This is a genomic window from Streptomyces sp. NPDC008092 (assembly GCF_042957285.1).
Lineage (GTDB): Bacteria > Actinomycetota > Actinomycetes > Streptomycetales > Streptomycetaceae > Streptomyces.
Map to the genome: position 1 here is coordinate 214,603 of NZ_JBIBHY010000004.1, position 20,055 is coordinate 234,657.

16 protein-coding genes and 1 tRNA gene are annotated in these 20,055 nt (G+C 71.7%); 4 read left to right on the forward strand and 13 right to left on the reverse strand.

Annotated elements, in window-relative coordinates:
• Positions 1-262 precede the first annotated feature (262 nt).
• Positions 263-2,137, reverse strand: a complete 1,875-nt coding sequence (gene lepA, locus ACFZB3_RS13995) for a translation elongation factor 4 (protein WP_089106789.1) — start codon at positions 2,135-2,137, stop codon at positions 263-265.
• 221 nt (positions 2,138-2,358) lie between these two features.
• Here lepA and rpsT point away from each other — a divergent pair, with 221 nt between their 5' ends.
• Positions 2,359-2,625, forward strand: a complete 267-nt coding sequence (gene rpsT, locus ACFZB3_RS14000) for a 30S ribosomal protein S20 (RefSeq protein ID WP_089106790.1) — start codon at positions 2,359-2,361, stop codon at positions 2,623-2,625.
• Positions 2,626-2,853: 228 nt separating this feature from the next.
• On the opposite strand, the gene holA is transcribed toward rpsT, so the two are convergent.
• From holA to leuS, 9 genes are all read right to left on the reverse strand, one after another.
• Positions 2,854-3,846 carry a DNA polymerase III subunit delta gene (holA, locus tag ACFZB3_RS14005; RefSeq protein WP_391374573.1) on the reverse strand — a complete coding sequence of 331 codons (993 nt, stop codon included), beginning with the start codon at positions 3,844-3,846 and terminating at the stop codon, positions 2,854-2,856.
• Between the two features lie 72 nt (positions 3,847-3,918).
• Positions 3,919-4,164 (reverse strand): hypothetical protein, encoded by a 246-nt coding sequence (locus ACFZB3_RS14010; protein ID WP_391374575.1) that lies wholly within the window; start codon positions 4,162-4,164, stop codon positions 3,919-3,921.
• A 119-nt stretch (positions 4,165-4,283) separates the two neighbouring features.
• Positions 4,284-5,165 carry a YceI family protein gene (locus ACFZB3_RS14015; protein WP_391374578.1) on the reverse strand — a complete coding sequence of 294 codons (882 nt, stop codon included), beginning with the start codon at positions 5,163-5,165 and terminating at the stop codon, positions 4,284-4,286.
• Positions 5,166-5,339: 174 nt separating this feature from the next.
• Positions 5,340-6,191, reverse strand: coding sequence for an arylamine N-acetyltransferase (locus ACFZB3_RS14020; protein WP_391375762.1), 852 nt, complete (start codon positions 6,189-6,191; stop codon positions 5,340-5,342).
• Positions 6,192-6,204: 13 nt separating this feature from the next.
• A complete protein-coding gene (locus tag ACFZB3_RS14025) occupies positions 6,205-8,778 on the reverse strand; it encodes a ComEC/Rec2 family competence protein (RefSeq protein ID WP_391374581.1) in 2,574 nt (857 codons plus the stop codon).
• The gene (locus tag ACFZB3_RS14030; protein WP_391374584.1) at positions 8,775-9,923 is read right to left on the reverse strand and encodes a helix-hairpin-helix domain-containing protein; all 1,149 of its coding nucleotides are present in this window, start codon (positions 9,921-9,923) and stop codon (positions 8,775-8,777) included. Before ACFZB3_RS14030 ends, ACFZB3_RS14025 begins: the two co-directional genes overlap by 4 nt.
• A 131-nt stretch (positions 9,924-10,054) precedes the next feature.
• On the reverse strand, positions 10,055-10,900 hold the full coding sequence (locus ACFZB3_RS14035) for a DegV family protein (RefSeq protein ID WP_391374587.1): 846 nt from the start codon (positions 10,898-10,900) through the stop codon (positions 10,055-10,057).
• Between the two features lie 72 nt (positions 10,901-10,972).
• Positions 10,973-11,701, reverse strand: a complete 729-nt coding sequence (locus ACFZB3_RS14040; protein ID WP_391374589.1) for a hypothetical protein — start codon at positions 11,699-11,701, stop codon at positions 10,973-10,975.
• 150 nt (positions 11,702-11,851) lie between these two features.
• A complete protein-coding gene (leuS, locus tag ACFZB3_RS14045; RefSeq protein WP_391374592.1) occupies positions 11,852-14,731 on the reverse strand; it encodes a leucine--tRNA ligase in 2,880 nt (959 codons plus the stop codon).
• 426 nt (positions 14,732-15,157) lie between these two features.
• On the opposite strand from leuS, the gene ACFZB3_RS14050 reads away from it, so the two are divergent.
• Positions 15,158-16,459 carry a cytochrome b/b6 domain-containing protein gene (locus ACFZB3_RS14050; protein ID WP_391375765.1) on the forward strand — a complete coding sequence of 434 codons (1,302 nt, stop codon included), beginning with the start codon at positions 15,158-15,160 and terminating at the stop codon, positions 16,457-16,459.
• Entirely contained in the window at positions 16,456-18,069 is a 1,614-nt protein-coding gene (locus ACFZB3_RS14055; RefSeq protein ID WP_391374595.1) for an NADH-ubiquinone oxidoreductase-F iron-sulfur binding region domain-containing protein, read from the forward strand. The genes ACFZB3_RS14050 and ACFZB3_RS14055 overlap by 4 nt, the downstream gene beginning before the upstream one ends.
• 187 nt (positions 18,070-18,256) lie before the next feature.
• On the opposite strand, the gene ACFZB3_RS14060 is transcribed toward ACFZB3_RS14055, so the two are convergent.
• A tRNA-Ala gene (locus ACFZB3_RS14060) sits at positions 18,257-18,329 on the reverse strand.
• A 113-nt stretch (positions 18,330-18,442) separates the two neighbouring features.
• Here ACFZB3_RS14060 and ACFZB3_RS14065 point away from each other — a divergent pair.
• The gene (locus tag ACFZB3_RS14065; protein ID WP_391374598.1) at positions 18,443-19,654 is read left to right on the forward strand and encodes a glycosyltransferase 87 family protein; all 1,212 of its coding nucleotides are present in this window, start codon (positions 18,443-18,445) and stop codon (positions 19,652-19,654) included.
• Here ACFZB3_RS14065 and ACFZB3_RS14070 read toward each other — a convergent pair.
• On the reverse strand, positions 19,633-19,866 hold the full coding sequence (locus ACFZB3_RS14070) for a hypothetical protein (protein ID WP_006136074.1): 234 nt from the start codon (positions 19,864-19,866) through the stop codon (positions 19,633-19,635). The genes ACFZB3_RS14065 and ACFZB3_RS14070 overlap by 22 nt on opposite strands.
• Before the next feature lie 3 nt (positions 19,867-19,869).
• Positions 19,870-20,043 (reverse strand): hypothetical protein, encoded by a 174-nt coding sequence (locus tag ACFZB3_RS14075; protein WP_391374601.1) that lies wholly within the window; start codon positions 20,041-20,043, stop codon positions 19,870-19,872.
• Between the last annotated feature and the right edge of the window lie 12 nt (positions 20,044-20,055).

Below are 20,055 nucleotides of genomic sequence, written 5' to 3' on the forward strand. Positions count from 1 at the left end.
ACGGTGCGGCTGGCTCAGTGCGGCTGGGGTGTACTCACGGTGGGGTTCGCGCTGGTGTTTCTGGTTGTTTAACTCGCGAGTAACTATCGAGCAGGGATCAGAGTAAGCCGCGACCGGCCTGTACGTAAGGGGCATCGGCCTGTCTGTTTCGCCGCACGGTCCACGCAGAGCGACGCAACGCACGCGTAGGGGTCCGCCGCACTTTCGCACGGCGGACCCCCGTTGTACCCGATTTGCGGCCGCGACCGATTGTTACCAGCGGTTACTTCTTGCTCTTGGCCGATCCCGCGCTGTCATCGCTGGAGAGCACCGCGATGAAGGCCTCCTGCGGAACCTCCACGGAACCCACCATCTTCATCCGCTTCTTGCCTTCCTTCTGCTTCTCCAGCAGCTTCCGCTTCCGGGAGATGTCACCGCCGTAGCACTTGGCGAGGACGTCCTTGCGGATGGCGCGGATGGTCTCGCGGGCGATGACCCGGGAGCCGATGGCGGCCTGGATGGGCACCTCGAAGGCCTGCCGCGGGATGAGCTCGCGCAGCTTGGCGACGAGCCGCACGCCGTACGCGTAGGCCGCGTCCTTGTGGGTGATCGCCGAGAACGCGTCGACCTTGTCGCCGTGCAGCAGGATGTCGACCTTGACCAGGCTGGAGGTCTGCTCGCCGGTGGGCTCGTAGTCCAGCGAGGCGTACCCGCGGGTCTTCGACTTCAGCTGGTCGAAGAAGTCGAAGACGATCTCCGCGAGGGGCAGCGTGTACCGGATCTCGACCCGGTCCTCGGACAGGTAGTCCATCCCGAGCAGGGTGCCGCGCCGGGTCTGGCACAGCTCCATGATCGAGCCGATGAACTCGGTCGGCGCGAGGATCGTGGCCCGTACGACGGGCTCGTACACCTCGTTGATCTTCCCCTCGGGGAATTCGCTCGGGTTGGTGACCGTGAACTCGGTCCGGTCCTCCATGACCACGCGGTAGACCACGTTCGGCGCGGTGGCGATCAGGTCGAGCCCGAACTCGCGCTCCAGCCGCTCCCGGATCACGTCCAGGTGCAGCAGTCCGAGGAAGCCGACCCGGAAGCCGAAGCCGAGGGCGGCGGAGGTCTCCGGCTCGTAGACGAGCGCGGCGTCGTTGAGCTGGAGCTTGTCGAGGGCCTCGCGCAGCTCGGGGTAGTCGGAGCCGTCCAGCGGATACAGACCGGAGAAGACCATCGGCTTCGGGTCCTTGTAGCCGCCGAGCGCCTCGGTGGCGCCCTTGGTCTGGCTGGTGACGGTGTCACCGACCTTGGACTGCCGGACGTCCTTCACACCCGTGATCAGGTACCCCACCTCGCCGACGCCGAGTCCGTCGGCGGACAGCATCTCCGGCGAGTTGGTGCCGATCTCCAGCAGTTCGTGGGTGGCGCCCGTCGACATCATCTTGATCCGCTCACGCTTGTTGAGCTGACCGTCGATGACACGGACGTAGGTCACGACACCGCGGTAGGAGTCGTAGACCGAGTCGAAGATCATGGCACGGGCGGGCGCGTCGGCGACGCCGACCGGCGCGGGGATCTCCTTGACGACCTTGTTGAGCAGCGCGTCCACACCGAGGCCGGTCTTGGCGGACACCCGCAGCACGTCGTCCGGCTCGCAGCCGACCAGGTTCGCCAGTTCCTCGGCGAACTTCTCCGGCTGCGCGGCCGGCAGGTCGATCTTGTTGAGCACGGGGATGATCGTGAGGTCGTTCTCCATCGCCAGGTAGAGGTTGGCGAGGGTCTGCGCCTCGATGCCCTGGGCGGCGTCGACGAGGAGGACTGTCCCCTCGCAGGCCGCCAGCGACCGCGAGACCTCGTAGGTGAAGTCGACGTGCCCCGGGGTGTCGATCATGTTGAGGATGTGCGTGCTGCCCTGGTCCGGGCCCTCGGTCGGGGCCCAGGGCAGACGTACCGCCTGGGACTTGATCGTGATGCCGCGCTCGCGCTCGATGTCCATCCGGTCGAGGTACTGAGCACGCATCTGCCGCTGCTCGACCACGCCGGTCAGCTGGAGCATCCGGTCGGCGAGCGTGGACTTGCCGTGGTCGATGTGCGCGATGATGCAGAAATTGCGGATCAGAGCCGGGGCGGTACGGCTCGGCTCGGGCACATTGTTAGGGGTCGCGGGCACGCAGGGTCCTGTCTCTTGAGGCGCCTTATGCCTCGGGTCGGATCAATACGTAGTCTCCATGGTCCCATGGAGAGGGACCGGGGACCGGTTTGGGCCATTCTCCTGCCCGCTGGTAGTGTGGGCAGCTGTGTCTCATGCCCTCTCAGCGCGAGACACATCTTCTGGAAATCATCGGCACGGGACCTTCACCGGCTCGTGCCAGAACCTGAAAAGGCTCATTCGTGGCGAACATCAAGTCCCAGATCAAGCGGATCAAGACCAACGAGAAGGCTCGGCTGCGCAACAAGGCCGTCAAGTCCTCCCTGAAGACCGCGGTCCGCAAGGCCCGTGAGGCCGCTGCCGCGGGTGACGTCGAGAAGGCCACCGAGCTGCAGCGCGCTGCCGCGCGTGCGCTCGACAAGGCCGTCTCGAAGGGCGTCATCCACAAGAACCAGGCCGCCAACAAGAAGTCGGCGCTTGCTTCCAAGGTTGCTTCCCTCAAGGGCTGAACACTTGATTTGACGCCGGAAGGACCCGGGCGGGCCCTCTCTCATCCGCCCCCGACCGGCACCCGATGATCGACGCGCGGCCTGCGTTCGCCACGCGGGCGTCGATCGGCAGCTTGAACCGAAGGCCCCGGCACCTCGCCCTTCCCCAGGGCGGCCGCCGGGGCCTTTCGGCATGCCGCGGGCCTCCGGATGCCCCGGCGCCGTGCCTCCGGCTCCCCCGCCGGCCTGCTACCCCCGGCCTCGTGACCGCGCCGCCCGCGCGATCGTCACCACGGCCTTCTCCAGGGCGTACTCGGGGTCGTCCCCGCCGCCCTTCACGCCGGCGTCCGCCTCGGCGACGGCCTGCAGCGCCACCGCGACCCCGTCCGGGGTCCACCCGCGCATCTGCTGCCGCACCCGGTCGATCTTCCACGGCGGCATCCCGAGCTCCCGCGCGAGATCGGCGGGCCGCTGCCCGCCCCGCGCCCCCGCGAGCTTCCCGATCGCCCGGACGCCCTGCGCGAGCGCGCTCGTGATCATCACCGGGGCCACCCCGGTCGCCAGCGACCAGCGCAGCGCCTCCAGCGCCTCCGCGGTGCGCCCCTCCACGGCCCGGTCGGCCACGGTGAAGCTCGACGCCTCGGCCCGCCCGGTGTAGTACCGCCCGACGACGGCCTCGTCGATGGTGCCCTCGACGTCAGCGGCGAGCTGGGTCACGGCTGACGCAAGCTCCCGCAGGTCGCTGCCGATGGCGTCGACGAGCGCCTGGCAGGCCTCGGGCGTGGCGGACCGCCCGAGCGCCCGGAACTCGCTGCGTACGAACGCGAGCCGGTCGGCCGGCTTGGTCATCTTCGGGCAGGCGACCTCCCGCGCCCCCGCCTTGCGCGCCGCGTCGAGGAGGCCCTTGCCCTTGGCCCCGCCGGCGTGCAGCAGCACGAGGGTGATCTCCTCGGCGGGCGCCCCGAGGTACGCCTTCACGTCCTTGACCGTGTCGGCGGACAGGTCCTGCGCATTGCGTACGACGACGACCTTGCGCTCCGCGAAGAGGGACGGGCTGGTCAGCTCGGCGAGGGTGCCGGGCTGCAACTGGTCGGGGTTCAGGTCCCGTACGTCCGTGTCGGCGTCGGCGGCCCGGGCAGCGGCCACCACCTGCTGCACGGCACGGTCGAGCAGCAGCTCCTCCTGGCCCACGGCCAGCGTCACCGGGGCGAGCAGATCGTCATCAGCAGTCTTCTTGGCCATCGCGCCAAGCATCCCACGGCCCACTGACAACAGGGCGGCCCGCACCTTCCCCGCCCCGGGCCGCCCGCGCTCCTACGGCTCCTCCCGCCACCCGTCCCACTGCCCCGCGAACTCGTCCAGCTCCGCCGGGTCCAGCCGTCCCCGCTCGTCCCTGAGCAGCACCAGCCACTGCGCGTCCTCGGCGTCGTCCTCCCCCGCCAGTGCGTCCCGCACCAGCCGCGGCTCCTCGTCGACCCCGAACCGCTCCCCCAGGGCCTCGGAGGCCTCCTCCGCCGCGTCCCGGTCGGGCAGCACCAGTACATGTCTCACATCGCTCACGGCCCCATTCTCGGGCACCGCCGGCCACCGCAACGAGCAGGAGCAGGAGCAGGAGCAGCAGCAGCAGCAGCAGGCCGGAACGAACCACGGATGGGCGGGAGCGGACCGGAACGGCCGGTTCAGCCCTTCGGGACGATCTGCACGTCCAGGTCGACGCGGATGCTCGGCCCGACCACCGCGATCCCGCGCGCCAGCATGCTCTGCCAGCTCACGGTGAAGTCGTCCCGGTGGAGTTCGGTGGTGGCCCGGCAGGCGGCACGCACCTCGCCCTCCATCCCGTTGCCGAGCCCGAGGTACTCCGTGTCGAGGGTGATCGTGCGCGTCACGCCGTGCAGCGACAGCGCCCCGGTGACGGCCCACCTGGTGCCGCCCCGGTGCACGAACCGGTCGCCGTAGAACTCCAGCGTCGGGAAACTCTGCGCGTCCAGGAAGTCCGCCGACCGCAGATGGTCGTCGCGCATCCGCACGCCCGTGTCGATGGTCGCGGCGTCGATCACCACGTGCATCGCCGAGCGCTCCATCTGCTCGGCGATCCGCACCGCGCCCGCGAACGAGTTGAACCGCCCGTGGATCCGCGCCAGTCCGATGTGCCGGGCGGTGAAGCCGATCGAGGAATGCGTCGGTTCGATCTCCCAGTCGCCCGGTGCCGGGAGCTCCGGCGGCTGGGCGACCTGGAGGGTCACGTCACCGAGGGAGGCGAGGCAGTTCTCGCCGACCTGCGCGGTGGCCCGGTACGGCGTGAACCCCTCGGCGGACACCGCCAGCCGGTACTCACCGGCCGGCACGGTCGTCACGAACGACCCGTAGGGGTCCGTGCCCCCGCTGACCACCGTGCGCCCCATGGTGTCGCTGACCGCGAACTCGGCGTTCGGCACCGGTTCGTTGACCGGGTCGAGCACCCGGCAGCTCAGCACCCCTGCGTCGGGCGGCGTCTGCACCGCCGCGAGGGGGCTCGTCCGCTGCACGCGGTTCGTTCGGTTTCCCATCAAGCGGCCGAACATCCTCGCCACCCCTGTACGCCTCGCCACCGTCCATTACCGAAGAAACATTCGATCACTGATGCGGCTTTCGGGGCAACACGGGCCCACATCGCGGGAATCCGGCGCATGCGCCGGAACTACCCGCGAGTAACACACTACGCGCCGGTAGAAACATGTTCTTCCGCGACACCCGAATTAGCCGTTCGCGTTGATTTTCCCCGGATTTCGCACAGTCGGCACACAGTCCAACTCGATCCCGAACCGCTTCCGGTAGACCCCGAGCACCTCCTCGTCGCGCTCCAACTCCCGCACCTCACGCGCCCCGTCGGCCGCCGTCTCCGTCAACGTCCGCCCGCTCAGCGTGATCCGCCCGCCGTCGTCGGTGACCCGGGAACAGACCAGCGACTGGGTGAAGTGCGACGACGGCGAGGTGCTGTGCCACCACGCCCCGGCCGTGAAGTCCCCGAGCAGCCGCGGCCGGACCTCCAGCCGGTACTGCGGCTGCCCGTCGCGCAACACGTCCAGGTCTCCGCCCACCGCGCGGTCCGCGCCCTCTCCTGCCGCCCCCGCCGCGTCCGGCCCCGCCTCCGCGATCCGGAACGTGCCGCCGGGATCTGCCTGCTCGCCCCGTTCCGCGAAGGCCAGCGGGTAGTGGCTGTGCGCCCCGAATCCCACGTCGGCGAGCCACTCGCCCCCGTCCACCGTCCGTACCCGCAGCGCGAGATGGTCGTACGGGATCCCGAGCCGCCCCTCCGCCCCGTACACCCGCCCCGCCAGCGGTGTCACCCCGAAACCGAGCGCGGTCAGCAACACCGAGAAGGCGCCGTTGAGTTCGTAGCAGAACCCGCCCCGGCCCGCACCCACCACCTTCTCCAGCAGCCGCTCCTCGGCCAGCACGATCTCCTCGCCGAGGTGGATCGACAGGTTCTCGAAGGGCACGGTCCGCAGGTGCCGCAGGTGCAGGTCGCGCAGGGCGTCTGCGGTGGGCCGGGCCGGGCGGGCGGCTCCGAGCCGGCTGAGGTAGGCGTCGATCCGAGCGGGGTTCACCGAGTTCATGCCCTCAGTCTCGCGCCACGCGCAGTGCGCCCACCGCCCCGCCCCTGCCTCCGCCGGTCACGGCGAGCGCCCCGTCCCGGTCGGTCCGCAGCACCACCGCCCCCACGGCCCGCAGCTCGGCCACCGTGCCGGGTGCCGGGTGACCGTAAGGGTTGTCCGCACCGCAGGAGATGAGCGCGACCCGCGGCGCCACCAGCCGCAACAGCTGCGGATCCTGGTACGCGGACCCGTGATGGGCGACTTTCAGCACGTCCACCCGGGCCAGTGCGGCGGCGGCCGGTGATCTCAGCAGCTCCTGCTGGGCCGGGGGTTCCAGGTCCCCGAGCAGCAGCATCCGCAGTCCGGCCGAACGGACCAGCAGGGCGACACTCGCGTCGTTCGGCCCATCCGGTGCCGGGCCCGGGCCCGGGGGCGGCCACAGCACCTGCCAGTCCAGCGGCCCGGTCCTGCGCCGCTCCCCGGCGACCGCCCGCGTGACGGGGACGTGATGCTCCGAGGCCTCCCTTCTGACGAACTCGGCCTGGTCCGCGGGTTCCTCGAACCCGGTCGTCTCGATCTGCGCCACCTCACGCCCGCGCAGCACCCCGGGCAGCCCGGCGACGTGGTCCGCGTGGAAATGGGTGAGGACGACGAGCGGAATCCGGGTGATCCCGAGTTCCCGCAGGCAGTGGTCGACCAGCGCCGGATCGGGCCCGGCGTCCACGACCACCCCCGTGCCCGCGCCCGCCGCGAGCACGGTCGCGTCGCCCTGCCCGACGTCGCACATCGCCAGCCGCCAGCCGGGCGGCGGCCAGCCCGTGACCACCCGGGTCAGCGGCACCGGGCGTACCACCAGCAGCACGAGCAGCACGCCCAGCACCCCGCACCACCACGGATGCCGCGCCAACCGCCGTCCCAGCAGTACGACGACCACCGTCACCCCGGCGAGCAGCAGCGCCCCCGCCCAGCTCCCGGGCCAGCCCACGCCCGCCCCCGGCAGCCCGGCCCCCGTCCGGGCGATGCCCGCGATCCACCCGGCCGGCCAACTCGCGCACCATGCCAGCGCCTTGGCCGCCGGCATCGCCACCGGAGCCGCCGCGAGCGCCCCGAACCCCAGGATCGTGGCCGGCGCGACCGCGACCTCCGCCAGCAGGTTGCAGGGCACCGCCACCAGACTCACCCGCGCCGACAGCACCGCGACCACCGGCCCGCACACCGCCTGGGCGGCCGCGGCCGCCGCCAGCCCCTCGGCCAGCCGCTCCGGCACCCCGCGCCGCCGCAGCGCCTCGCTCCACCCGGGCGCCAGCATCAGCAGCGAACCGGTGGCCAGCACCGACAACGCGAAGCCGTAACTGCGGGCCAGCCAAGGGTCGTACAGCACCAGCAGCAGAACCGCCGTGGCCAGTGCCGGGACCAGGGACCTGCGGCGGCCGGTCGCCAGGGCGAGCAGGGCGACCGCGCCGCAGGCCGCGGCCCGCAGCACGCTGGGGTCCGGCCGGCACACGACGACGAAGGCGAGCGTGAGCGCCGACGCGAACAGCGCGGTCGCCCGCAGCGACAGCCCGAGGCGCGGAGCGAGACCCCGCCGCTCGGTCTGCTGGGCCAGTCCCGGCGGTCCGATGAGCAGGGCGAGCAGGATGGTGAGGTTGCTGCCCGACACCGCGAGGGTATGCGCGAGGTCGGTCGCCTCGAACGCCTCGTCCAGTTCCGGGCTGATCCGTGAGGTGTCCCCGACGACCAGCCCGGGCAGCAGTGCCCGGGCGTCCTCCGGCAGCCCGCCGGTCGCCTCCCGCAACCCGGCCCGCAACCGTCCGGCCAGCCGCTGCGACCCGTTCGGCTCCCCCACCACCGCGGGCGCGGGGCGCTCCCGTACCCGCAGCATCGCCGCGACCCGGCCACCGCCGGCCGTGGCCGGCGCCAGCCGGCCGCTCACTCTCAGCCGTGTGGAGGGCAGCAGCCCGAGCCACCGCGCCCGGCCACCGCCACCGGGCGCCGGCACGCCCGTGTCCACGGCCAGCAGCACCGGTGTGCGCGTCGTCACCGCGGTCCCGTCGCCCTTCTCCACCCGGCGCACCTCACCGCGCACCAGTACGGCGGCCGGGGTGGCGTGGTCCCCCCGCACGCGCGGCCTGGCGGCCCAGGGGTCGCCCGTGAGCTCCACCTCTGCGGTCACGGTGGCGTACGCGCGGGCCAGACCGGGAACCGGTCCGCGGGACACGTCCGCCCCGTGCAGCCCCGCGGAGGCGGCCGCCCCGGCGACGCAGAGGAGCAGCGCGCCGGCCGAGGCCCGCCGCCAGGCCGGCCGGGCGGACCCGACACCGACGGCTGCCGTCCCCGGCCCGGGACGCGTCCGGCCGAGCCGCAGCAGGATGAGCCCGGCAGCCAGGCAGACGACGGCGACCGCGGCCGTCCACCCCGGCGGCGCGTCCAGTGCCAGGGCCGCCGTGGCCCACACGGCGAGCGCGGGCGGCACCAGCCGCAGGTCGGCCCGCGCGTCCTGCCGGGCGTGCGCGGAGCCGCCCTGCTGTCCCGGCACCGCGCGCGCCGACCGGCTCACGGCCGCGGGTCCGGGTGCCGCTCCGCCGGGTGCGCGGCTCATGGCCGTACCAGGTCCCGCAGATCGGAGTAGCGGCGGTCGCCGATGCCCTTGACCTGGCGGAGTTCGTCGACCGACCGGAAACCGGCGTGCTGGGTGCGGAAGTCGAGGATGTGCTGGGCCAGTACCGGGCCGACTCCGGGCAGGGCGTCGAGCTGCTCGACGGTCGCGGTGTTCAGGGAGAGCGGGGCGGCCGGGCCCGCTCCCGTCGCGGCACCGCCCCCGGCCTGGCCCGGTGCGGCCGGCGGAGCGGGGCCCCCGACGACGATCTGTTCGCCGTCCGTCAGGAAGCGGGCGCGGTTGAGCCCGTTGGTGTCCGTACCGGGCCGCACCCCGCCCGCCGCCTGCAGCGCGTCGGTCACCCGGGAACCGGCTGGCAGCGTGTGGACCCCCGGATCCCGAACCTTCCCGGTGACATCCACCACAATCTCCGCGCCGGGCCCGCCGGTTCCGGTGGTCGCGCCGGAACCACCGCCCGGCGCACCGGGCGCGGAGGCGGCACCGGCTCCTACGGCATCGGCTCCGGCCGCCGGGACCCGCTCCCCGCCCTGCTCGTACGGCGCCTCCGCGCGCACCGTCTCCGGCGCGCTCACCGACTCGGTCCGGCCCGTCCAGAAGTGCTGCACGGCCAGCGCCGCGGCCACGACGAGGACCGCCCCCAGGGCGACCGCGCCCCGGCGCTCCAGCCCACAGCGTGTCTGGAGCCACACCGGCATCCGCTCCCGTACCGCGAGCCCGACCCGGGACCGCAGCCCGGGCAGCGCCCGCTCGCGGCGGGCCGTGGCCTCGCCGGCCAGCGCACGGGCCGACGACATCACGGCCGCCGCCGTGGACAGCGCCGCCGCGGCGGTGCGCACTCCGGCCGTGGCGGTGCGCACCACGGTCGTCGCCGCGGTCAGTCCGGTCGCCGCACCGGTGCCGGTCACCGTTTCCGCGGAGGGCGGTCCTTGCCCCGGCCCCGGCCTGGCGACGGCCCCTTCGCCGAAGAGGAGTTCCGCCCGGCGGCGCAGTTCGTCCGCCGGTGCGGGGCGGTGGCGGACGCGGGCCCGGACCGGGGACCGCCGGTGCCGGGTGCGGCCGTCGGAGGTGGGGCCCCGGCCCGGGCCACTGGTCGCATGTGTCTCGTGTGAGCGTGATCGAAGTGCCATGCGACGAGGATCGGGCTTCCCGCCGATCCGCGATGATCTTGCTCAGTTTCCGTGGACCGCGCCCGAGTTGTGGATAACTCCGCCACCCGCACGAGTGATGGCGGCGAGGCCCGCGCCCTCGGATCGCCGGGTCACCGCAGTGAGACGACCGCCCCGAGCAGCCCGGGGCCGGTGTGCGCCCCGATGACCGCGCCGACCTCGCTGACATGCAGGTCGGCCAGCCCGGGCACCCGTGCCCGCAGCCGGTCGGCGAGGGCCGAGGCCCGGTCGGGGGCGGCGAGATGGTGGACGGCGATGTCCACCTCGGCGCCGCCCGCACGCTCGGCGGTGAGCTCCTCAAGGCGGGCGATGGCCCGGGACGCCGTCCGTACCTTCTCCAGGAGCTCGATCCGGCCGCCGTCCAGCTGGAGCAGGGGCTTCACGGCGAGCGCGGAGCCGAGCAGGGCCTGGGCGGTGCCGATGCGGCCGCCGCGGCGCAGATAGTCGAGGGTGTCGACGTAGAAGTACGCGGAGGTGCCGGCGGCCCGCTTCTCCGCCGCCGTGACGGCCTCGTCGACGGTGCCGCCCGCCTCGGCTGCCTCGGCCGCCGCGAGCGCGCAGAAACCGAGGGCCATCGCGACCATCCCGGTGTCCACCACCCGCACCGGGACGGGTGCCTCCCGGGCGGCGACGACCGCCGCGTCGTAGGTGCCCGACAGTTCGGCGGAGAGGTGGAGCGAGACGATTCCGGTGGCCCCGGCCCCGGCTACCCTGCGGTAGGTTTCCGCGAACACCTCGGGGCTGGGCCGGGACGTGGTGACGGGGCGCCGCTTCTGCAAAGCCTGGGCCAGCGAACGGGTCGAGATCTCGGTGCCCTCTTCGAGCGCCCGGTCGCCGAGGACCACGGTCAGAGGTACCGCGGTGATGCCGTGGCGCTCCACCGTCCGCGGCGGCAGGTAGGCCGTTGAATCGGTGACGATCGCGACATGGCGGGACATGAGCTGGAGGTTACCTGGCGTAGCCCGGGTGCGGCAGCCCGCCCCCGGCCGCCCGGACCGGGACCGGCCGGATCAAGTGGTGCTCTCCGGCCGGGGCTTCTTCTGCCAGGGGTAGGCCCGAGGCCTGCCGGGCGGGGTGATCGCGGGCTGCACCGGCTCCTCGGCCGCGGCCGACCGGGGTTGCTCGGGCCAGGTCTGCCGGTCGTCGGGGCCGGCGGCGGCCTCGGGCCAGGGCGGGGTCTGCCCGGCCGGGTCCGGCCGGGTCCAGTGCCGCAGGGCGTCCGCCTCGACGCCGATCTGGGTGCTCAGGGTGTCCAGATCGTCGTCGGCGAAGCGGCGGGCCCGGTCGCGGGCCGCCCAGCGCAGCGCGTCCGCGGACTCGGTGATGCGCTCGGTGCGGCGGCGCAGCTCGGGCAGGCGGGTGGCGAGCGTGGCCCGGTCCGGTTCGGCCTCCAGGCGCCTGAGTTCGCCGTCCAGTTCCTGCCCGTGGGCGCTGAGGCGCTGGAAGAGACCGAGGGACTCCTTCAGCGACTCGTCCTCGGCGACGCCCGCGTGCAGCGCGTCCTGAGTGGCCCGCATCGAGGTGCGCAGTGCGAGCCGGAGCTGGGCGATCTCGCCCGCCGGGCCGATCTGGACCATGGACTTGGCGCGCAGCGTGTGCTCCTCGACCGTGCGCCGGGCCTGGGTGATCGTCCGGTCCACGCCGCGCTTGGCGGCACCGACCGCCTTGAACGTGACGTACGCCCCACCGGCGACGAAGAGCAGGAACAGCAGGGCGAATACGGCGATCACTGTTTCCACGGTGCTCCTCCTCGCTGCCCACCACCCGGCCGTCTCCGGGCACGGCATGGGTGGCCGTGCCCCTCAACGGTAAACGCAAAGGGCAGGCCCGGAGTTCCGGAAGAACCCCGAACCTGCCCGTAGGGGACCACCCGGAGATGGCCGACGGCGTCAGGCCGTGACGATGTTCACCAGCTTCGGCGCGCGGACGATCACCTTGCGGATCCCGGCCCCGCCCAGTGCCCTCACGACCAGCTCGTCGGCCAGCGCGGCCTTCTCCAGCTCCTCCTCGGAGATGGCCGGCGACACTTCCAGGCGGGCCTTGACCTTGCCCTTGATCTGCACGACGCAGGTCACGGTCTCGTCGACGACGTACTCCGGGTCGGCGACCGGGAAGTCCCGGTGCACGACCGAGTCCGTGTGGCCCAGCTTGCGCCACAGCTCCTCGGCGATGTGCGGGGCCAGCGGTGCGATCATCAGCACCAGAGGTGCGGCGACCTGCCGCGGCAGCGCGCCGCCCGCCTTCGTCAGGTGGTTGTTCAGCTCGGTGACCTTGGCGATGGCCGTGTTGAAGCGCAGCCCCTCCAGGTCCTGGCGGACGCCGTCGATCGCCTTGTGCAGGGCGCGCAGCGTCTCCTCGTCCGCCTCGGCGTCGGTGACGGTGACCTCGCCGGTGGCCTCGTCGACGATGTTGCGCCACAGCCGCTGCAGCAGCCGGAACTGGCCGACCACCGCGCGCGTGTCCCACGGCCGGGACACGTCCAGCGGGCCCATCGCCATCTCGTACAGGCGCAGGGTGTCGGCGCCGTACTCGGCACAGATCTCGTCCGGAGTGACGGCGTTCTTCAGGGACTTGCCCATCTTGCCCAGCAGACGGGTGACCTTCTCGCCCTGGTAGTAGTACTCGCCGCCCAGTTCCTCGACCTCGGCGGCGGGTACCGGGAAGCCGCGGCCGTCGCGGTAGACGTAGGCCTGGATCATGCCCTGGTTGAACAGTTTGTGGAACGGCTCGGCGGACGAGACGTGCCCCAGGTCGTACAGGACCTTCGACCAGAAACGGGCGTACAGCAGGTGCAGCACGGCGTGCTCGGCGCCGCCGACGTACAGGTCGACACCGCCGTGCGGCATGCCTTCGCGCGGACCCATCCAGTACTGCTCGATCTGCGGGTCGACCAGCTGCTCGCTGTTGTGGGGGTCCAGGTAGCGCAGCTCGTACCAGCAGGAACCGGCCCAGTTGGGCATGGTGTTGGTCTCACGGCGGTACTTCTTCGGCCCGTCGCCCAGGTCCAGGGTGACGTTGACCCAGTCCTCGTCGCGCGACAGCGGGGTCTCGGGCTGGGTGTCCGCGTCCTCCGGGTCGAAGGTGCGCGGCGAGTAGTCGTCCACCTCCGGCAGTTCCAGCGGCAGCATCGAGTCGGGCAGCGCGTGGGCGACGCCGTCCTCGTCGTAGACGATCGGGAAGGGCTCACCCCAGTAGCGCTGGCGGCTGAACAGCCAGTCGCGCAGCCGGAAGTTGACGGTGCCCTGGCCGATGCCCTTGCGGGCCAGCCACTCGGTGATACGGGCCTTGGCCTCGGCGACCGGCAGACCGTCCAGCCTGATGTCGTCGTTGGAGGAGTTGACGATCTTCGCGTCGTACGAGGCGAAGGCGTCCTCCCACGTCGACGTGTCGGTACCGCGGCCGTCGGTCGGCTCGACGATGCAGACGATCGGCAGCTCGAAGGCGCGCGCGAACTCGAAGTCGCGCTGGTCGCCCGCCGGTACGGCCATGATCGCGCCGGTGCCGTAGCCCATCAGCACGTAGTCGGCGATGAACACCGGGATCTTGTCGCCGTTGACCGGGTTGGTCGCGTACGCGCCGGTGAACACACCGGTCTTGTCCTTGGCCTCGGCCTGCCGTTCCACGTCGGACTTGGCGCCGGCCTGCGCACGGTACGCGGCGACGGCGTCGGCGGGGGTCGCATGACCCCCGGTCCACACGTCGTGGGTGCCCTCGGGCCAGGCCTCCGGAACGAACCGGTCGACCAGCGGGTGCTCGGGGGCCAGCACCATGTACGTCGCGCCGAACAGGGTGTCCGGGCGCGTGGTGAAGACGGTGATCTTCTCGCCGTCGATCGGGAAGTCGACGCGGGCGCCCTCGCTGCGGCCGATCCAGTTGCGCTGCTGCAGCTTGATGGCCTCGGGCCAGTCCAGCTCGTTCAGGTCGTCCAGCAGCCGGTCGGCGTAGGCGGTGATGCGCATGTTCCACTGGCGCAGCTTGGCCTTGAAGACGGGGAAGTTGCCGCGCTCGGAGCGGCCGTCGGCGGTGACCTCCTCGTTGGCCAGCACGGTGCCCAGGCCGGGGCACCAGTTGACCGGCGCGTCGGAGGCGTAGGCCAGGCGGAACTCGCCCAGGACGTCGGCGCGCTCGATGGCGGTCAGCTCGTTCCACGCGCGCGTGTGGCCCGGTACGGCTCGCTCACCGGACTCGAACTGGGCGATCAGCTCGGAGATCGGGCGCGCCTTGTCCGCCTCGTCGTCGTACCAGGAGTTGAAGATCTGCAGGAAGATCCACTGGGTCCACTTGTAGTAGTCCGGGTCGATCGTGGCGAACGACCGGCGCTTGTCGTGGCCCAGGCCCAGCCGGCGCAGCTGGACCTTCATGTTCTCGATGTTGGCCTCGGTGGACACGCGCGGGTGCGTGCCGGTCTGCACGGCGTACTGCTCGGCGGGCAGGCCGAAGGCGTCGAAGCCCAGGGTGTGCAGGACGTTGTGGCCGTTCATCCGCTGGAAGCGGGCGAAGACGTCGGTGGCGATGTAGCCCAGGGGGTGGCCTACGTGCAGGCCCGCACCGGACGGGTAGGGGAACATGTCCATGATGAACTTCTTGGGCCGGGCGGCCACCTCCGGGTCACCGGCCAGGTCACCCGTGGGGTTCGGCGCCGCGTAGGTGCCTTCGGCGTCCCAGAAGTCCTGCCAGCGTGCCTCGATCTCGGCCGCCAGGGCGGCCGTGTAGCGGTGCGGCGCGGCCTCCGCCGACGTGGCGGCGGCAGCGGGGTTCGTCTCGCTCATGATCCTCAAAGCTCCATCGGTCGTCTCTGCCAGCGGCTGCGAACTTTCTAGAAACGAAAAATCCCCTCGCACAGGAGGGGACGCCGCGCCGATGCCGACCAGCCGTTCATACGGCGGTCGGGACTGATCAGCGCGGCCCGCTAAGCAGAAGGCGTACGGCACGCATGGCGTCAGGGTACCGCAGCGCTTGAGCAAGCTGCGACGCGCTTGCGTATCAATGGTTGACACGTGTGTCTGAGGCGACCATCGGGACGAGAGTTGAACCAGGTTCAAAATTTACTTCGCGTAACGTCCGCTAAGGGACATCACAAGGGCTGCATCGCTCTTTGATAACAACGCAATAACTCAAACCTCGTACTGATCGGTATGGCGCCACTTAGGCTGCGGCACCGGGACCGCTTTCCCGAACTGCTCGGAGTTGCCCCCATGAACCCTCGTCGTAGTAACAGCTCGCTTCCCAAGCCAGGCCGGTCGGCCTGGGGGGTGGCGTCCGCTGTCGTCCTGTTGCTCATACCCGTGGTTGTGCTGACCGGAGGCAGCCAGTTCCAATCGTTCCTGAACTTCGGCGCGGGCGTGCTCTCGCTCGTCTCGCTGAGCTGCTCGGTGATCTGGGGTCTGATCGCACAGGACCGCATCTTCCTCAACACCCGCCAGCGGATCGTCGGCCAGGCGGTGCACCGGACGACCGCGGTCGCCTCGATCGCGTTCCTGCTGGTGCACATCGTCACGAAGATCGCACTGGATCACACCGTGGTGATCGCCGCGATCATTCCGTTCTCGCTCGGCATCACCGGAAGCGCCGGCCTGATCGGGCTCGGTTCGCTGGCCGGACTGCTGATGATCTTCGTGGGCGTCACCGGCGCCCTGCGCAGCAACTTCGCCGCCCCGGCCGTCGTCGCGGCCCGCTGGCGGGCCATGCACATGCTGGCCTACCCGGCCTGGTGCGCCGCACTGATCCACGGCCTGTACGCGGGCCGCGCGGCGAAGCCGTTCTTCATGATCTCGTACGACCTGTGCCTGATCGGCGTGATGGCTGCGCTGGCGCTGCGCGCCGCCCCGCGGCCGTTCAAGCGGAGGGTCGCCGACCGTCTCGTCTCCGTCCTCGGTACTTCGGAGCGTCCGGAGCTGGACGATCTGGACGCCAGCCGCGCCCGGGTGGGCGAGTCCGGGCTGCCGGGCTACGAGACCCTGCGCGAGCGCGAGCCGAGGTCTTCGCGCGCCGACACTGCTGCCTCGCAGCCGAACCCGCTGTTCCCGTCCGGGGCGGCCGCCGCACCCGGCCCCGATCCGGCGTCCGGCTTCGCCGCCGCCTACCGGGCGACGGCCGCACCCGGCCAGCCCCAGTCGCCGTTCGCGGCCGGCCAGACCGCGCGCATGGAACGCCTCGACATGCAGGCCACGCAGGCCAACCCGCGCATGGACGGCCCGTCCAGCACCTCGGGCAGCTGGCCGATCCCGTCGCCGCCGCCGGTCGGCGAGGCACCCCGGTCGGCGTACGACCCGATGCAGGACACCGGATACAACATCCCGGCCTATGGCAATCCGGGCGCCGGCGGCACGGGCGGACGTGATGTGTACGACACGGGTGAGACGAATGCCCGGTACGGGACGTACAACTCGAATGACACGTACAACAGCGGTCCCGCCAACGAACCACCGCCCGGTGCGTCCTTCGACGCCCCGGGTTCGGGCGAACCTTGGAACACGCCTTCCGGAGGCTATAGGTGAACGAGGCCCTGCCCGACGTCCCAGAAGTCCGCGTGGTCGGCCTTCCGCAGCTCACGTCGGGCTTCGACCTTGTCGAAAGACTCGATCTGCCCATGCACCTCAAGGTGCACGGGCCGCTCGAACCCCTGGGCGGAGAGCAGCTCGCGCAGCTCTCCGAACGCATCAACCTGAAGGGCCGCGGCGGCGCGGGCTTCCCCTTCCACAAGAAGCTGCGCTCGGTCGCCGAGGCCGCGATCAAGCGCGGCGTACGGCCCGTCGTCGTCGTCAACGGCAGTGAGGACGAGCCGGCCTGCCGCAAGGACACGGTGCTGATCAACCGTGCCCCGCATCTGATCCTGGACGGCGCGCTGCTGTGCGCCGAGGCGCTGGGTGCCCGCACGCTCGTGGTGGGGGTCACCCGGGAGTCCACACAGCGCTCCATGGAGCAGGCGCTCGCCGAGCGCGGTCTGAGCAACGGCCGGCGTTCGGCGCTGAAGGCGTTCGTCCAGCGCAACCCGGTCCGTATGGTCACCGGCGCCGCCGCGTCACTGATCCGCTCGATCGACGGCGGCCCGGCGATCCCGCCCGGCCGCAAGACCAGTGCCTCGCAGAACGGTGTCGGCGGCGCGCCCACGCTGCTGTCGAACGCGGAGACGTTCGCGCAGCTGGCGATCGCCGCGCGTATCGGCCCGGAGCGCTACGGCAACACCGGTCTGTACGACGAGCCGGGCACCGTCATGCTGACGGTCTCCGGCGCGGTCGCCCGCCCCATGGTGATCGAGGTCCCCACCGGTGTGCCGCTGCGTTACGTCCTGCAGCTGGCCGGCGCCCCGCCGGTGCCGCAGGGTGTGCTGACCGGCGGCTACCACGGCAAGTGGATCGACGCGGCCACGGTCAACGAGGCGATCGTCTCGCGCAACTCGCTCGACGCGGTGGGCGGTGCGCTGGGCGCCGGCGCCATCCTGCCGATCACGCAGGAGACCTGCCCGCTGGGTGAGTCGCTGCGGGTCGCCCAGTGGCTGGCGGAGGAGAGCGCGGGACAGTGCGGTCCCTGCTACCTCGGTCTGCCGGCGGCCGCGCGCGGCATGGAGGACATCCTCAACGGCGGCGGACCGGCCGCCCTGGAGGCGCTCAAGCAGGTCGCGAAGAACGTGAAGCGGCGCGGGGCGTGCTCGCACCCGGACGGCTCCGCGATGTTCCTCGAATCGACGATCAAGGCGTTCACCGACGACCTCGCCGCGCACGTTCTCGGAAACGGCTGCGGACGGCCCGTGGAGGGCGTTCTGCCGCTCTTCGAGGACGGCAAGATGCCGTCCGGCATCCCGGGCGGCGGAGAGCCCGAGGACAACGGCGCCGGCAGCCGCCAGAAGATCTACGTCGACTGGACGCTGTGCCGGGGCCACGGTCTGTGCGCGGACATCCTCCCGGAGGTCTTCGAGCTGGGCGCGGACGGGTTCCCGACGGTCGCGCAGGCGAAGGTGCCCCGGTTCGCGGAGGCCAAGGCGCTGCGCGCGGTGCGCCGCTGCCCGGCGCTCGCCCTGCGTCTGGAGGAGGACACCCGCTCGCAGGCGCCGGCCAAGAACCTGCCGGTTCTCTCGCAGGGGCGCGGCCGACGGGCGCTGGGGCGCTGATCGGCACCCTTCACGGCACGCATGTGGGGCGGGTCACCCGGTCAGGGTGGCCCGCCCCACGTATGCGGAGACCCTGCCTGCGCGGGAGGTTCCCGCGGACAGGGTCTCCGCGTTCTTTCGGGACAATGCCGACCGGGACAACGAAGAAGGCGGACCATCCGTTCGGATGATCCGCCTTCGACTTCTGTGGAGCTAAGGAGAATTGAACTCCTGACCTCCTGCATGCCATGCAGGCGCTCTACCAACTGAGCTATAGCCCCGTGTTTTGGTCCGCCCGGTTTCCCCGGCGGCGACGCCAACATTACACGGTCGCAGGGGTGCACCACCAAATCGTTTCCGTTCTGTACGGATACGGAGGCTAGTGTCGGACTTCGTGACCGTGATCGCGCTCTCCGAGACCCGGCGCCGGACGCCGGTGGCCCTGGGGGCGTGCCTCCTGTCGTTCACGGCGTTCTGGGTGGCCCAGCGGGCCGCGCACGTGTCGATGATCGACCTGATGGTCTACCGGGCGGAGGGGGCGACCGTCCGCGCGGGCGGCGATCTCTACGCGCTGCGTACGACGGCGGCCCATCTGCCGTCCACCTATCCTCCGTTCGCGGCGCTGCTGTTCGTCCCGCTGACGCTGCTGGACGTCACGAGCATGCGCACACTGGCGACGGCCGGGAACCTGGCCCTGCTGCTGGTGTTCGTCGGGCTGTCGCTGCGGCTCGTCGGGCACGCGCGCGTGGAGCACGTCCTGTGGGTCGCGGCGGCGGCGGTGTGGTGCGAGCCGGTGTGGACGACCGTGCGCTACGGGCAGGTCAACCTGCTGCTGGCCGTACTGGTGCTGTGGGATCTGTCACGTCGTCCCGCCGAACGCCCGGACCGCTGGGCGGGGGTGGGGGTCGGGCTCGCGGCGGCGGTCAAGCTGACCCCCGCCCTGTTCGCGGTGTTCCTGCTCGCCAGCGGCCTGGCCGCGCGCCGCGCCGGACGGGACGGCGGCCCGTGGCTGCGGCACGCGCGCGGGGCGGCCGCCGTCTTCGCGGGGGCGACCGCGCTGGCGTCGGCCGTCCTGCCGTACGACTCGTGGCGGTTCTGGACCGGGATGGTGTTCCGGACGGGACGGGTGGGGCAGGCCGAGGAGACCGCGAATCAGGCCCTGCGCGGCGTTCTGGCGCGTCTGCTGCACACTCCCGACCCGGGAGCCCTGTGGGCCGCCGCGGCGGCCCTGACGGCCGTCCTGGGGCTCGCGGTGGCGGTGACGGCGGAGTTGCGCGGCCGACGGGCCTGGGCGGTGGCCGTCTGCGCGGTGACCGCGCTGCTGATCAGCCCGGTGTCGTGGTCGCACCACTGGGTGTGGTGCGTGCCCGTGGTGCTGCTGCTGTGGACCCGCGGGCACCGGACGGTGGCCGCGGGCACGCTGCTGGTCTTCTGCTCGTACGCCCTGTGGTGGGTGCCACACGGGCACGGGCGGCCCGAACTGCACCAGAACGCCGTCGCCTTGACGCTGTCCGCGCTCTACACGGTCACCGGGGTGCTGTTCCTCGCGCTGGCCCGGACATCGTTGCCGAGGCCGGGCCCCGGTCAGGCCGTGACGAACGAATAGAACCGCTTGAGCGTGCAGTGCTCTTCGAGGAGCCGTCCGTAGATCGGCTCGCCCTCCAGCTCACGGTAGGTCTCGATCGGGTCGCCTTTTATGATCAGCGCTCGCGCGCATTCCTCGCACCAGTACTGGTAGTCGGGATTGATCGGCTCCATGTCGCGGACGATGGGGGTACCGCTCCCGCACCAGTCGCACTTCCGCCTGTGTGCACCCATCGATCAGCTCCAGCTGTGGCCGCAGGCCGTGCACACGTAGGAGATCCCGCCGTTGTCGCCGAGTACTTGGGCGACATGCGCGGAACCGCAGGAAGGGCAGAGCAGCCGGGTGATCGTGCCCCGTATCAACGCCGCACCGAGGAGGTGGCCGCCCTCCTCAAGGATGCTCGCAGGCATCGCTACTCCTCC

Bases quoted from the DNA above. Each gene is read 5' to 3' on its own strand.
- holA (WP_391374573.1), bottom strand. From the start codon at position 3,846: ATGGCCAAGAAGACTGCTGATGACGATCTGCTCGCCCCGGTGACGCTG.
- ACFZB3_RS14015 (WP_391374578.1), bottom strand. From the start codon at position 5,165: ATGTTCGGCCGCTTGATGGGAAACCGAACGAACCGCGTGCAGCGGACG.
- ACFZB3_RS14025 (WP_391374581.1), bottom strand. From the start codon at position 8,778: ATGAGCCGCGCACCCGGCGGAGCGGCACCCGGACCCGCGGCCGTGAGC.
- ACFZB3_RS14030 (WP_391374584.1), bottom strand. From the start codon at position 9,923: ATGGCACTTCGATCACGCTCACACGAGACACATGCGACCAGTGGCCCG.
- ACFZB3_RS14035 (WP_391374587.1), bottom strand. From the start codon at position 10,900: ATGTCCCGCCATGTCGCGATCGTCACCGATTCAACGGCCTACCTGCCG.
- leuS (WP_391374592.1), bottom strand. From the start codon at position 14,731: ATGAGCGAGACGAACCCCGCTGCCGCCGCCACGTCGGCGGAGGCCGCG.
- ACFZB3_RS14050 (WP_391375765.1), top strand. From the start codon at position 15,158: ATGAACCCTCGTCGTAGTAACAGCTCGCTTCCCAAGCCAGGCCGGTCG.
- ACFZB3_RS14070 (WP_006136074.1), bottom strand. From the start codon at position 19,866: ATGGGTGCACACAGGCGGAAGTGCGACTGGTGCGGGAGCGGTACCCCC.
- ACFZB3_RS14075 (WP_391374601.1), bottom strand. From the start codon at position 20,043: ATGCCTGCGAGCATCCTTGAGGAGGGCGGCCACCTCCTCGGTGCGGCG.